The organism is Bacillus sp. CD3-5 (assembly GCF_006349665.1).
Taxonomy (GTDB): domain Bacteria; phylum Bacillota; class Bacilli; order Bacillales; family Bacillaceae_G; genus Bacillus_A; species Bacillus_A paranthracis.
Genome location: NZ_VEPX01000003.1, coordinates 1 through 14385 on the forward strand (window position 1 = coordinate 1; position 14385 = coordinate 14385).

General features: G+C 33.2%; 15 protein-coding genes and 1 pseudogene. 3 read left to right on the plus strand and 13 right to left on the minus strand.

Annotation, left to right across the window (positions count from 1 at the left end):
• Positions 1 to 98: 98 nt before the first annotated feature.
• From FH036_RS07455 to FH036_RS07470, 4 genes are read right to left on the minus strand one after another with little or no spacing between them, the layout of a single operon-like run.
• A complete protein-coding gene (locus tag FH036_RS07455; protein ID WP_001035067.1) occupies positions 99 to 1163 on the minus strand; it encodes an undecaprenyldiphospho-muramoylpentapeptide beta-N-acetylglucosaminyltransferase in 1065 nt (354 codons plus the stop codon).
• Positions 1164 to 1212: 49 nt separating this feature from the next.
• A complete protein-coding gene (locus FH036_RS07460; protein WP_044791616.1) occupies positions 1213 to 1533 on the minus strand; it encodes a DUF6572 domain-containing protein in 321 nt (106 codons plus the stop codon).
• A gap of 25 nt (positions 1534 to 1558) precedes the next feature.
• Positions 1559 to 2470 carry an SDR family oxidoreductase gene (locus tag FH036_RS07465; RefSeq protein WP_000739106.1) on the minus strand — a complete coding sequence of 304 codons (912 nt, stop codon included), beginning with the start codon at positions 2468 to 2470 and terminating at the stop codon, positions 1559 to 1561.
• Positions 2467 to 3453, minus strand: a complete 987-nt coding sequence (locus FH036_RS07470) for a UDP-N-acetylglucosamine 4,6-dehydratase family protein (protein ID WP_000932606.1) — start codon at positions 3451 to 3453, stop codon at positions 2467 to 2469. The genes FH036_RS07465 and FH036_RS07470 overlap by 4 nt, the downstream gene beginning before the upstream one ends.
• Positions 3454 to 3744: 291 nt before the next feature.
• On the opposite strand from FH036_RS07470, the gene FH036_RS07475 reads away from it, so the two are divergent.
• Together FH036_RS07475 and FH036_RS07480 are read left to right on the plus strand one after the other, a co-directional pair.
• The gene (locus tag FH036_RS07475) at positions 3745 to 4923 is read left to right on the plus strand and encodes a DUF2515 domain-containing protein (protein ID WP_044791614.1); all 1179 of its coding nucleotides are present in this window, start codon (positions 3745 to 3747) and stop codon (positions 4921 to 4923) included.
• The gene (locus tag FH036_RS07480) at positions 4829 to 5299 is read left to right on the plus strand and encodes a CBO0543 family protein (RefSeq protein WP_044791612.1); all 471 of its coding nucleotides are present in this window, start codon (positions 4829 to 4831) and stop codon (positions 5297 to 5299) included. The genes FH036_RS07475 and FH036_RS07480 overlap by 95 nt, the downstream gene beginning before the upstream one ends.
• 26 nt (positions 5300 to 5325) lie before the next feature.
• Here FH036_RS07480 and FH036_RS07485 read toward each other — a convergent pair whose 3' ends face one another.
• From FH036_RS07485 to FH036_RS07525, 9 genes and pseudogenes are all read right to left on the minus strand, one after another.
• Positions 5326 to 6186: a PhzF family phenazine biosynthesis protein gene (locus FH036_RS07485; protein ID WP_044791610.1), complete on the minus strand. Its 861-nt coding sequence runs from the start codon at positions 6184 to 6186 to the stop codon at positions 5326 to 5328.
• A gap of 164 nt (positions 6187 to 6350) precedes the next feature.
• Positions 6351 to 6776 carry a YfmQ family protein gene (locus FH036_RS07490; RefSeq protein ID WP_044791608.1) on the minus strand — a complete coding sequence of 142 codons (426 nt, stop codon included), beginning with the start codon at positions 6774 to 6776 and terminating at the stop codon, positions 6351 to 6353.
• A 21-nt stretch (positions 6777 to 6797) separates the two neighbouring features.
• On the minus strand, positions 6798 to 7469 hold the full coding sequence (locus FH036_RS07495; RefSeq protein WP_000242954.1) for an LrgB family protein: 672 nt from the start codon (positions 7467 to 7469) through the stop codon (positions 6798 to 6800).
• 23 nt (positions 7470 to 7492) lie between these two features.
• Positions 7493 to 7849, minus strand: coding sequence for a CidA/LrgA family holin-like protein (locus tag FH036_RS07500; RefSeq protein ID WP_000878383.1), 357 nt, complete (start codon positions 7847 to 7849; stop codon positions 7493 to 7495).
• Between the two features lie 33 nt (positions 7850 to 7882).
• Complete coding sequence (gene pdxR / locus FH036_RS07505; RefSeq protein ID WP_000454974.1) at positions 7883 to 9316, minus strand: MocR-like pyridoxine biosynthesis transcription factor PdxR; 1434 nt, start codon at positions 9314 to 9316, stop codon at positions 7883 to 7885.
• A 186-nt stretch (positions 9317 to 9502) separates the two neighbouring features.
• On the minus strand, positions 9503 to 9694 hold the full coding sequence (locus tag FH036_RS07510) for a hypothetical protein (RefSeq protein ID WP_044791606.1): 192 nt from the start codon (positions 9692 to 9694) through the stop codon (positions 9503 to 9505).
• Between the two features lie 213 nt (positions 9695 to 9907).
• Positions 9908 to 10003 (minus strand): annotated as a pseudogene (locus FH036_RS07515) (GntR family transcriptional regulator); the annotation flags it as partial.
• Between the two features lie 48 nt (positions 10004 to 10051).
• Positions 10052 to 11041 (minus strand): phosphatidylinositol diacylglycerol-lyase, encoded by a 990-nt coding sequence (gene plcA / locus FH036_RS07520; RefSeq protein WP_139895597.1) that lies wholly within the window; start codon positions 11039 to 11041, stop codon positions 10052 to 10054.
• 175 nt (positions 11042 to 11216) lie between these two features.
• Positions 11217 to 13058 (minus strand): S8 family peptidase, encoded by a 1842-nt coding sequence (locus tag FH036_RS07525; protein WP_139895598.1) that lies wholly within the window; start codon positions 13056 to 13058, stop codon positions 11217 to 11219.
• Between the two features lie 294 nt (positions 13059 to 13352).
• Between FH036_RS07525 and FH036_RS07530 the strand changes: the two genes are divergently transcribed.
• Positions 13353 to 14150, plus strand: coding sequence for a cell wall hydrolase (locus tag FH036_RS07530; RefSeq protein ID WP_139895599.1), 798 nt, complete (start codon positions 13353 to 13355; stop codon positions 14148 to 14150).
• Positions 14151 to 14385 lie beyond the last annotated feature (235 nt).

Here is a 14385-nt window from a genome sequence, read left to right on the forward strand (position 1 = left end):
GATTCTTTTTTATATTTTCTGTAAAGAAAGAGGTTGCCCAAAAGTAGCTATTCAGCTACTTTTGGGACAACCTCTTTTGTTTTTTATTTACATTTCTATTACTTCACTACTTCATTTATTATATCTATTAATTGATGAATCCCCTCATTATTAGTTTTCTTATATCCATTCATGTTTTGAATATATCTCTCCTTATTTGTATACAACTTATTTACTGCATGTATAAATGTATTCGTACTTACTCTGTCTTGGAGTATAACTTCCGCATATCCTTGCCGAGAAAAATATTCAGCATTTAAAACTTGATCTCCCCTACTGGAACTGTTAGTTAACGGGATAAGCAACATCGGTTTCTTCAAAAATAACAATTCAGAAATAGCAGTAGAACCCGCTCTGGAAACTACAACACTCGCCATATTTAGTATGTGCGGCAATTCTTCCCCTATATATTCGAATTGCATATAACCTTCCATGCCAACAGATGAATCTACCTTCCCTTTACCGCACATATGAACAATATTAAAATTTAACAACAATGTTTCCAAACTTTTTCTTACCATATCATTTATCCATTGAGCGCCTTGACTCCCACCCATAATTAACAATACCGGTTTATCTTGCTTAAATTTACAATAGCTTCTTCCCCGCAATACGTTGCCTCTCTCAATTTCTTCCCTTACAATTGGTCCTACATAAACCTTCTTCTCATTACTTACATTTTCTCCTGTCTGAGGAAATGTTGTACATAGTTTTGTAGTAAAAGGTAATGCTATTTTATTTGCTAATCCTAACGTACTATCTGGTTCACGTATTATTACGGGTACTTTATTCATCCATGCTCCTATTACTACAGGAACAGAAACAAATCCTCCTGCCGAAAAAATAACATCTGGTTTTATTCGTTTCATTAATTTATAGCTTTGAATGCAACCTTTTATTATTTTAAAAGGATCTTTAAAGTTCTCCAAATCCCAATATCTCCTAAGCTTTCCTGTTGAAACAATATTGTATTTAACATTTTGAACTAATAGTTTTTCAATTCCATTTTGAGATCCAATATACTCAACTCCCCATCCTTTTTCCATAAATTTAGGAATCAATACTATATTAATCATTACGTGTCCGGCTGTACCGCCCCCAGTAAAGAGAATCTTTTTATTCATAATTTATATCCGCCTTTATGATTAAAAAATCTTATTTTATACTAATCTATTACATGTAAGTAACCTTAGCATTATATATATAAACCTTTAACTCAAATCCTATATCTTGCAAAAAATCTTTCATGAGGTCATAAAAATCATTTCCATACTCACTACATTCATACTGAGCAAAAACTCGGATTACAGGCCTAGTTCCTGCATCTATTACTGGATTTTTTCGATCACCCTTTTTCCCTTCCACATAGGCTCGACATTTATTTATCGCCTCATAGATACGCAAAGCATGCTCTTCTTCATTCTTCCAGTCCAGCGTATCAACAATTAAAAGAAATAGTGTATTTTGATTATTTATTGTTTCATAGCCATTCATATATTTCTTACACCCTTTTTGTTTTTCATTGCATGCAGATGTCACTACACTTCTCATACTCAAGTACATCTTTTAATGATTGATGGAATTGAATTTCTGGGATCCAACCTAACCTTTTTATTTCCTCTATTACTAAACTATCATTTGAATCACTCCCACTTTTTTCTGTTTCCTCTATGAAAAAATTCAGCTGAGTTAATTCTTTATATTGTTCTAGTACCTCTAATAAAGATCGTTTCACTCCTGATCCGATATTATACTGTTTTCCATTTATTCCATCTCGTAATAACACATGATACGCTTTAACCGCATCACGTACATCTAGAAAATCCCTACTATCTTTCAAACTGTTTACTTCAATAATGGCTTTACTTCTACCTGATTCTATATCTATCATTTTTTTTGCGAGAATCGAACAAATGCCATTTGATACTCCTGGACCAATTAAGTTTGAGGGCTTTGCAATGATAATATTTGAACCCATTAATTCGCCCCAAGCCTCTGCAATAATGACTTGCATCGTTTTACTTAAACTATATGGATTTGAAATTTTTATTTCGTTTATACTATCTGCTTGCAAAGCAGATCCTATAACTAATGTTCTACAATGCGAGGCTTCTTGCTTAATTGCTTCTAATAAATATAACGTCCCTATTACATTAATTTCTACATATTCAAGAGCAGCTGTCCAAGACTCTATGACTGAATTCCTACCGGCTAAATGTAATACATAATCTGGCTTTATTTGTTTCATTACCTTCATTACTTCGCTCTTATTCGTTAAATTACAAGTAATACCATTTTCATTTTTTTCTCTATGTGTACGATTTTGAAACATAGGAATTACATGAAAGCCCTGTTCTAAAAAATATTGGCAAGCATGGCGTCCTGTAAAACCATTTGCACCAGTTATTAAAAGGCTCGCATTTTTTTTCATCGTAAAAATCCTCCTTTTAATAGCATTTGTTTCACTTCATGTTTTGCAAGTAAGTCTTGTTGTGAACTAAAACTCTTCACATCCACAAGCGGAAAACTAGCATAATATTCTTGAAGCCCTTCTATAGGAATAGTAGGTAGTACCACAAAATAATTTTGATCAAAACTTATACTCGTTTTACTCTCTACCTCAGATAAAAGCATTTCACTTAATTTTTCACCCGGCCTGATCCCTACCTCTTTTAACTTCACATTTTCTTTTTTCGAATCTTCAATTAACACTTCTGCTAAATCTGTTATTTTACATGCCGGCATTTTCATAACAAAGATCTCCCCGCCTCTGCCTTGATATACGGCTTTAAATAACAATCCAACAGCATCTTCAATTGTTAAGAAAAATCTAGTCATATTCGCATCGGTAATCCCTACTTGTGAAGATTTTTTAATTTGTTTTTTAAAAAGCGGTACCACACTTCCACTCGTCCCTAAAACATTTCCACCACGAACACAAATAAATTTTGTTTTCTTCGTTTGTACATTCGCATGAACCATTAACTTTTCACCAATTGCTTTTGTCATCCCATACGTATTTGATGGATCGGCTGCTTTATCCGTTGAAACATATATAACTTTCTCAACTTGCATCTGTAAAGATGCTTCGATTACATTTTGCGTACCATGTATATTAGTTTTTATAGCTTCATAAGGATAATACTCACATACTGGAACATGTTTTAAAGCTGCAAGATGGAATACATAATGTACACCTTGGCATGCATAAACTAATTGATCCTTGTCACGAATATCTCCAATAATAAATTTTAATCTATCATCATTTATAAACTGTTGCTGCATTTCAAACTGAACCGTTTCATTTCTTGAAAAAACCCTAATTTCTTTCGGTGATTTTTCTAATAGTTGCTTTATAAGCTCATGCCCCCACGAACCTGTGCCACCAGTGATTAAAATTATTTTATTTAGCATTCCTTTTCCTCCTACCAAGCATTTCAATTAACATTTATTGAATTATTTTCAATTGATTCAAATCATAATCGTCGTTTGTTACATTTAATTGACAAAATAAAAAACAGAAACTATTAAAAATAGTTTCTGTTTTTTATTTCACCTCACAACAGTAAGATTTTTTATACTGTTTGTATGATAAATTCCTTGTAATAAACAGCGCTCATTTATTTCTTATACTCGTAATAAAATAAATAGAATGATTCATAGCCAATAGTCATGTTTAAATTTATGAAAAAGGGAGGTAACGGAATGTACCGAAGCAATTCAAATCATACATATAACGGACCTTCCAAGGCACTGCCTCTCTCCCTATTTGATGTGAAAAATGAATTGAAACAAAAAAGTAAACTCACTCATTCTGGCACGATGTATAAATTAACGAAAGAAGAGCAAATCATCATCAACAACATAAAAATGCAGACAGAACAGCTAAATAAAAATAATGTCACAAGAACACGTGCATACTACCAATTTTACGTTCAATATCCGGAAATACATTGGGCACTACTTGGGCATATGGTATCACGTAACGGCGGTTGGAATATGACTGATTTAAGGGGAGATTTATATACGAAAATTTTATCAGAGAAAGAGCAAATCACATTTTTTTCTTTTTTAGAAAGAGGAAATTGGCTTATTTTTCAAGATGTCTATCCTCAATTTCTGCTTTATGAACAAAGTGTAAAAAGAGCACAAAAGCTATTTCACCTTCTCCCTCACCTAAATGTTTCTACATTTATGGAAACGATGTGGAACGATTTTTGGAAAACAGGTAACAAAAAAACATTAGCAATTGCAACTATTATTAATGAACAAAACTACTTAGAAAAAAGAGTGATTCAAAATGTACACTTTAAAAAGACTGTACTAAATAGTATTGGATTTAAACTATTTGATTTCTTTCAGTTTAATCATATCCTGTTCCCATTCTACGCAAATGATAAGAAACAAAACGTATTACTATTTGGTGATACAATGAAACATTTCACTTCCTTACACGAACGGATCTTAATTGGAAAAAGGTTGTATTCATTATTATTTCGGGATACACATGTTTTATCTCAAGTAATAAGCTGGGCCCAACACCATCCTCATACAGGCTCAAGGAAAGATTACTGGCCTCATTTATTTTCAAGTGTGAATGAATCTCTTTCCCGTGAGTTTTATAAACGCCGAATAAAGAAATGCCAGTTGCGTAATGGCGCTTATCGTATATACAGTCCTGCACTCATCTACGCATGGCGAGATATAGAGCATGAAGAAGTTGACAGTGAAGATTGGTTTACGGACTGGCAAGTCGTAAATTACTTAGTGGATAAGGAGGAAAATATAAATGGACAAATTACAGAAGACTACTGTAAAACACTCGAAAAAATTGAACTTGCCATTCTTGCAAAGAAAAATGTTCTCCTTCGAGAAGACGAATAACCTTTTCGCATTAGTCATTACAATCTTACTCTCTTCTATTATCGGAACTTACTTAGATGCATTTTTTGTTGCAAAACAATTATATTCCTTTCCGGTTAGACCCTTTCCCTCCATATTTTCAGTTAACATCGGCTTTACTCTCTTTGTACTACCGATTTTAACAACGATTTTTATACAAATTTCAAAAAGATTATCTACAGTTTCTAGAATTCTTTTTATTATTTCAATCGGTATTTGTGCTAGCATTTTTGAACAGATTGCTGAAAGATTCGGTTTCTTTATTCATTGCTTAGATTGGAATCATACATATTCTTTATTTGGCTATATGATTTTCTTTTCTTTTATTTGGAAAGTATATGATTTCATACAAAAATAAAGAGATCCTTATAGATCTCTTTATTTTCAATCAATATTTTCTACATTTAAATACTTAGTTTCACAGTAGTAGCCTTTGCCGCCAACATAAACTTTTTCTACTTTATTGTTGCTATTGGTTGCTAATTTAACTAATATTTCAGAAGGCGAGTGTAAAGAATAACCTTGTTCAAATACATAGACTTCTTTTTGCAAGTTGTGCTGTTCATAAAGGTAGCAAGCTAATGCACCGTTTGAAGTTCCAGTCGCTGCTTCTTCATTGATGTCGTATAGTGGAGCAAAATTTCTGCATATAATTCGATTGTCATTAAAAGTATATAGATGCATTCCGACAACATTATAATACTTGCTAATTTCTTTAATTTTTTCAAAATTAGGTTGCAGTGTATGTAATCGTGTTTCGCTTTTTATAGGAATTAAAATATCTTTTAAGCCTGTGGAGACAATTTGAATTGGATATTTATCGTCTATAGCTTTCATGTCAAAACAGTCGATGAACTCGTTTGGAGATACAACATCATAGAATATCGGTTTGTTTTGTTCCATAAATATGATGTCATCTTTTATGGTAATAGTAAGAACACCGCTGTTCGTTTCAATCGTATAGCGATTCTGGCAAAGTTTATTTAAATGCATCAGTATCACGAAAGAGCCAATTGTAGCGTGACCACATAAATCAACTTCTTCTTTTGGTGTAAAATACTCAAATTTATAATCAGCAATTTCAGATTCTGATATAAATGCGGTTTCCGCATAGCCCAGTTGTTTAGCTATTGCCATTTTTTGAGTTGTGGCCAATGTATTATTCTCAGTAAATACCACTCCTGCTTTATTTCCGCCTTTATGCTCCTTGCTAAATGCACTTGCAACATAAACGGATATTTTCATAAGACACCATCCTTCCTCACTTATAGTAAATTGTAGCATAGAAAACACTACGTATATATATCATTGGGTAAATTTACTATAAAGTAAGAGACAAACTATTTTTAGCATCTGAACTCTTAAAAAATAGTTTGTCTACAGTCTGAAAAATCCTTATAGATCTCTTCTTAAGCATACTCTTCGGTTATTATTAATGGTGCAAGAGTTTGAAGACTTTTTGAACGTAAACGATAGGCAACAATTTTCTTTTTATATTGCTTTATTACATCAACATGTTCTTCATGGCTATATAGAGAAAAGCTAATCTCTTTATTCCCTTTCTTCGTTTTAATCACGATTGGTGTTCCTTCCCCGTGCGGCGGAAAATAATGCTTATCTAAAAATAAAGCCTCATTAAATTCATGAATAACTTGTAGTTTCGTTTCTCCCTCTATATTTTTTCCATCTATCGATATAGAGGTATTCTCTTCCTCAAGTTTTTGATGCAATTCAAATTTACTAATAATTGATTCTACAACAGAAGTCGGCATACTAGAAACTAATACTTTAATAGCTCCAAAAACAAATAATGTAACTATAAACCATGTTGTCATTTTCATCATCTCCATTACATGTTAAAATATAAATTTCGTTCCAAACGGTATGAATATACTAATAAGTATTCCCGTAACAATCATCGTCACCGAACCGATTGTCGCTTCTCTCTCGCCTTCCTTCACGAGACGACTTACCCCGATAATATGTGATGCGCAGCCCATTCCCACGCCTTTTCCAATCGTACTTGTTATACGGAACAACTTAAGTACTGTTGGTCCAATCATAGCACCTGTTATTCCCGCAACAACTACAAAACTAGCAGTCATAGATGGAATGCCACCAATTTGCTCCGCTATTGAAATAGCAATAGGCATCGTTGCTAATTGTGGTAGGGTGGTTAGTATAAGTTCCTTATCTATATGTAACATTCCACCAATCACTACATTCATAGTCGTTAAAGCCAGTATACCTGTCACTACGCCGATTAGTATCGATAAAAAGTTTTTCATCAGTATCTTTCGCTCTTTAAATAGTGGTATCGCTAACGCTACGATTGCAGGACTCAATAAGCTTGAAAGAATGTCTCCCCCATTTCCCCTATACTCATGATGAGAAATACCAAAAATCAAAAATAAACAAATCATAATTGTAGTAACTGTTAACACCGGTAACGTGAATGGAAACGTAAATTTTTTATATAACTTTGTCGCCAATAAATAAATTACTACTGTAATAATAATTAAGACCATTTGCATCTTGCACCTTGTCGATTTTATTTTTTGGATGTTACTACTAATTGACTTATATACCCTGAAACAATCAAAGTTACTACCGTACTTGCAACTACTAAAAGGAATATACTACTTCCCTTACTAAAAAGAAAAGACCCGTATTCCATCAGTCCTGTTGTCGAAGGGATTAAAAATAACGGTAAAAATACGATTAACTTTTCCGCACCTTCCTCAAACCACTTTAATGGTAAAATACGAATAGAAAGGAGTAGAAAAAGCATTAACATCCCTATTAAACTTCCTGGCATTGATAGATGGAATACCCCTTGAATCCACGTACCAACTAAGCTAAATACATATAGCACGCCTACTTGAAGTAAAAGCATCACGTACTTCATTTCTTTCCCTCATTTCAATATTACGCATTACTATTATGAAATTTCATTTAACGTTTCCGCAAATCTCGTCATTCCCAGCTGAATTTGTTCGACATTTACTCTCCCAAAAGTAAAACGAACATATTCACTTTTAGTACCTAAAACACTCCCCGGGACAAACGCTACACCATTTCGTATAGATTCACCTAATAAATGATATTCATCAAACGTTCCTTGCACTTTGCACCATAAATGTATTCCACCCTCTGGAACAAAGAATTCAACCTGGTCCCCTAATATTTCTTCAAGCTTTCTAATTAACGCATCTCTTCTTTCCTTCAATTGTCCACGGAGCATTGTAATATGTGCATGAAAATCTTCTGATTCTAAAAATTGATTTGCCACCCACTGCGTAAATACGCTATGGCCAAAATCAACTTGCTGCTTTGCATCCGCTAAACGTTCTATTACACGCATTGGGCCAATTATCCAACCAATACGTAATCCTGATGCAACAATTTTTGATAATGAACTTATATAAAGAACATTGCCGTTTTGATCCATTGATTTTAATGTTGGATTCACTTCTCCATTAAATGAAGTTAAGCTATACGGATCATCTTCTACAATCGGTATACCAAATTCAGAAGACAGTTCTAAAATCTTTTTACGTCTTGCTAATGAAAGCACAGTTCCAGTTGGATTTTGATAATCCGGATTTAAAAATACCATACGAATACGATGCTTTTTATGCAAATCAATTAAGTCTTCTGGATTCATTCCATGCTGATCAACAGGTAAATGGAATATTTTTAAGCCAGCAGATTTAAACATCGGCAGTGAAAAACAATACGAAGGGTCCTCAATTGCAATCGCATCACCAGGTTTTAATAAGCATTGAACGATAAGATTAAGTGCCTGTTGTGCGCCTGATGTAATAAGGATAGAATTCGAATCTGCTTCAATTTGTTTATATTGCTGAACATGTGCCGCAATTGTTTTTCTCAACATTTCATTTCCAAGTGGATGGTCATAACCGAGGTTTTCCATAAATGTTTTCTCCGACAAAATTGTTCGGAATCTATCACTCGGAATTAATTCTGGTGACAATTCACCACTCGCTAAATTAATTAAGTCTTCTTTTTGTGTTTCCGTTCTAATTTGTTGAACGAGTGGTACGTTAGGTAAGAACGATCCATCCTCAACGTACCTACCCCAGTTCGGTATTCGTTTATGTGAAACACCCCATATGTCTGTATTCACCCGTGTTCCGCTTCCTTTTTGCCGTTCTACTACTCCAAGTGATTTTAATTCTTCATATGCAGCTACTATCGTACTCCTATTCACCTGTAATTCTTTTGCTAACATACGCTCAGAAGGTAACTTACTGTCAGAAGGAAACTCACCTGAAGAAATACCTCTTTCAATATAATCCGCTATTTGTTTATATACAGGCGTCTTATCTGCACGATTTGGTTTCCATTCCATATAGTTACCTCCTTTCAAAACGAACTATCCTCAATTTATTACTAACAGTATTCACCGTAAAAATAGTATTAATTAGTCACATTTTCTCATCCAAAAATGGATATATTAAAATAGCTCCGTTTCTGATTACTCGATAGCTTCTGAAATTCCAGCTTCATACTCTCGTTGCAGTTCTGTTACAAACTATCAAATTATTACCACATACCATGTTACCCCTAGCAGTAGTACGAAAAGAAGGATAATATAAATAGTTGATAAGTTTTTCACATTTCTCTTTGTAGACTTGCCGTAATTCTCCTCCACATTCCGTGCAACTAGTACGGTTCCAAACAGTGATACAATTACAATAATAACGACTAGTGAAATCGCAAAGCTCATTGTATTTTCACCTCTCTAAGGCCAGTCTATTTTTATTAAGAACTTCCTCTTTAAAACGTTAATAACATACTACCTTTCTTCTCTTATCATAATGGATGTTTGCCAAAAACGGACCAACCACTTTCATGTTTTTTTGCTCATCCACTTTAAAAATAAAAAGCAACTGAACACTTATGATCAGTTGCTTTTTTGCAGGATTATTTATGCTAATTTTCATTTGAAATTAATTTGATTTAAAAGTTTAGCCTCATCATAATGAAAAATCAATTGAGATAACTCAAAAATTGTTCCATTTACAAGATACACTGTTTTTTAATAAGAAGCGACGTATTTTATCGCTTCTTACTCTCATCATCTTTAATCTCTTATTAATGACTTATTCGCTCTTATAACTTCTTGATACAGCAATGGTGACCACTTTTCATTTATGTAGTCTTGAATGATCCAACCTACTCTTGTAGGACTCTTTTGTTTTATATAGTTTGCAATTTCAGGATTTATATAAGAGGCATAGTAATATGGGCTATTCCATGCTGTACCACCAGAAGACAAGCTTGCAAAATTAATATATAGATGATGTAAATCCTCACTATTATTCATCGTTTCATTGATCGTATCTTTAATAGATTTTACTTTCTCATCATAACCCACTTTATATTTATCTTGTACCGTTACATTTACGTTGTGATTTACAGTTGTCGTAAACGTCTCATTATCTGGCCAATAAAAATTATTATATCCTCCAGATTCATTACTACCGCCATATCTTTTTAGTAGTACAATTTTCCCACGAGCATCTCCAAGTTTTATATTTCCTTCTGTTTTTAAAAAGATAGGATCAACAAAATAATTTTTTTCAAACGTATTACTAAAGGAACCTTCTGCTCCTTTCATATCCTCATACTCTTTTTTTAAAGACATAATAATTGTTTCACTCGGGTTATCTTTTAAAAATTGTTTCGCTTCATTTATGAATTCATGCAGTGTTACATAAAGATATAATGGCCCATGATGAAGAACTATCGTATTATCATCTGTTAAGCGTCCTCTTATATCAAAAATGCGAGCTCCATGATCCATTTGATAGCGAAAATCATACTCTTGCGTCATTCCCCATACTTGCTTAATCGGATTTTGCAACTTGAACGTTCCACTATCATGTGTTCCTGGAATTGAAATTCGTGCTAACGGGATATTATCAGGTATAGGTTGCATCCATTTTGACCAATTTTCAAGCTCATTAACAGAGCTAGCCGCGACGACTCTCTTCTCATGTAAAGCAAATACAAATGTGATAAATATCGTACTACATATGAATAATTTCAAAATAAATTTCTTACTGCCCATTATTATTCCTCCTTTTTTGTTTTATATCAAACTTATTGAATATAATATAATCTAGTGAGTAAAAAATAAATATCATTTCATAAGTATGAAATATTGCATAGAAATAAAGTTAAAAAACATTCATATATCCTGAATTAGAAAAATTTAAAGGAACTTCATCTGAAGCTCCTTTCGTTTACTTTATATTCAATACATATGAACCATCTTTATTCTCATACTTATAGACGTATAAATAATATTTACCTGGCTTTGCATTATAAGTTCCTTTCACTACATTTCCTTCATTTTCACCATATGCTACATAGTTATTTAAATCTGATTCATGATGAAGTACCCATGTCATTCCGATATTTTGTTCATTTAGTAGGGATATGCTAATATTTTCCATAGAGTCAATTTGGAAAGTAAATACATCTACTCTATCACTATTATGTAACGTTCCTTTCACCGGTGTATGAAAGTTAACTTTATTTGCCTGTATACGTTCATTATTTGGTTCATTTTCTGTTACTTGTAACTCATTCCCACCGTTTGGTTTTCTTTGTCCATACCCTAAGTTAACTAGTATAGACTTCAAATCTGGTAAAACACCAATTTTATCTGCATATGGATCTTTAGATTTTGTTCCTGTGCTCTGGTTGCTTAATATTGCTCTTAGTTCACTCGGTCTATATGGTTGTCCTAAATTTTCTTTCGCAATGCTTTGTACTAAAGTCGCTGCTCCGGCAATAATAGGTGACGCACTCGACGTGCCACTAAAGCTAGAGGTATAAAGATTTACAGCACTTCGACTTTGCTCTGCTGTAGTTGTATCTACGTTTTCTCCCCATCCATACACATCAATACGGCTGCCATAATTCGAAAACCACATACGCTCATGAGGGAAAGATGAAGAGCCCGCTCCTACCATAATTGCACCTGAATCTTTAAAATCTTTACTATTACGATTTAAAATTTGTTTACCATTTCTATCTTTAAATTGGTCTAAATCATTCCAACCATTTGCTCCAGCTTCTATAATGACAACACCTTTATCTGTACCGGCACGAATTGCATCAAAGATATCTGGTTGTACCTCAACAGGTAAATATTTATCACCATATCCATCAAAGGAAGCTTGTGCCTCTAATAATAAAACATCCCCAGCTTCTAACTGATTCACAGCACTTAATATTGCATCAGCTGTATTATACTGTCCGTTATCTCTTATTTGAGAGATCACCTTTGCTTTCGCTTTTGGCGCAATCCCAATATTCCCAACTTCATTGTCCTCAGAGGATACAATTCCTAGTACAGACGTCCCATGACCGACATGTTGATCTATATTTATTCCAGACATTAATTCAATATTTTGATGTACTAAATCCTCATGATTTAATAACCATCCATATTCCATATCAACAAAAGTTATACCATTTCCGTTACCGCCTTGAACTTCCCAGGCGAAGGGCGCATTAATACCGTATGGTGCTGCTTCTAAATAACCTTGTTGTTTAAATCTAGGATTGTTATTAGGACTAAGAGATACACTTGATGGTCGCACTTCTGGTGGCGTTATTTTTTCTTGCTTCTTCATATACACATCTTCTATTAAAGAAGATTTCTTTAACCTATCTACTAGTTCTTCTTTCTGCTCACCATTTTGAGTTTGAAGAATATAGTAGTTTAATAAATTTGTAGATACATTATTGGGTGCTTTCACTTCAAGGTCTTCTATTTCCTCTGGACTTACAGATGTGAATAAACGCGTGAATGTTACATCTGGATATTCTACCAAAAGATCTTCTAGTACTTTGTCGTTCGTTTGAGATTGTATTTGTTTTTCAATACCATCTTCATATGGAAATTTCAAATCCGCTTTAAATTTTACAATGATTTGCTTATCTGTTTCTTGATCTATTCCTAATTTACTCTGCTGCTCTATAGAATTAGCATGTACACTATTGATAGTGCCTCCTGTTCCTAAAAGTGTTGTAATGATTACAGTTGACGCACACATTTTTCGAAATATTTTCATTACTTCAATCCTCCTATTAACAACAATTAATCATTATATTAATTTATAGTGATTTTATTTATATAACATATTCCCTTTCTACTAAATAGATTATAGTAATCAGCAATATGAACTTCAATGTATTTTCATATGCAATATTTCATATTAGAACTCTACAATACATGAATAAGAAACTTATAATGATTATTTATTTTATATGTGCTAATATACTTACATTAATATATTAAGTATATAAATATCCAAAACTAGATTACTGAACAGCTTCACCTTAATTTTTTCTTAGGAGGATTTACAATGAAATTATTAAAAATAAAACATATAATCCCTTTATCTGCGGCTGCAATTACATTCGTATGTAGTCAAAGTACAGCTGAGGCTTCTACCATTCATACAGTAAAAAAGAATGATACACTTTGGGGCATTAGTAAACAATACGACGTTTCAATACAATCCATTAAACAGGCTAACCATAAAGGAAACGATCAAACTTTCATTGGCGAACAGTTACATATTCCAGGTTCCGTCAACTCAAATGAAATCACTGTTCACCAAAACGCCAAACCTGCGAACATTTCTGAGCAAATTATTTATCAAGTACAACCGGGAGATTCATTGGAAACGATAGCAAAGCGTTACAATGTTACCGTTCAATCTATAAAACAAATTAACAATACAGTGGGAAACAAGCTCTATGCAGGACAACATTTGAAAATCAACTCAAGCATTTCAGAAAAAGAAAAAGACTTAATGGCACGCTTAGTTACCGCTGAAGCAGGTGGAGAATCATATAAAGGAAAAGTGGCTGTAGCAAAAGTTATCCTAAACCGTGTAAATGCAAACGGGTTTCCAAATACAATAACAGGCGTTATTTATGAACCTATTACATATGGATATGCATTTACTCCTGTTACAGATGGAAGAATTAATCATCCTGCAAGCCCAGAAGCAAAAATGGCAGTAGATGAGGCTATCTCCACAAATGGAATACATTCTGATTGGCTTTATTTCTACAATCCAAAAGCATCAACAGACAAATGGATTACGACACGTCAAACAGTAGCAGTAATCGGTAACCACGTCTTCGCTAAATAACATTTAAAATCATTAACAGACCTCTTCACTTAAAAGGTCTGTTTTTTTATATGTAAGATTTTATTAATCATATGACATAGTGATCTTTTAAAACTATCTCTTCTTTCAAATAAAAAATTTGTATTTACTCCACCACTCTGAAAAATTAAGAAAGCATCAAGTTCAAAAACTCCCTCTTTATTCATAAAAGCTATTTCTTAACTTCATAAAATTGTTATACACTAGAAAAATAAAA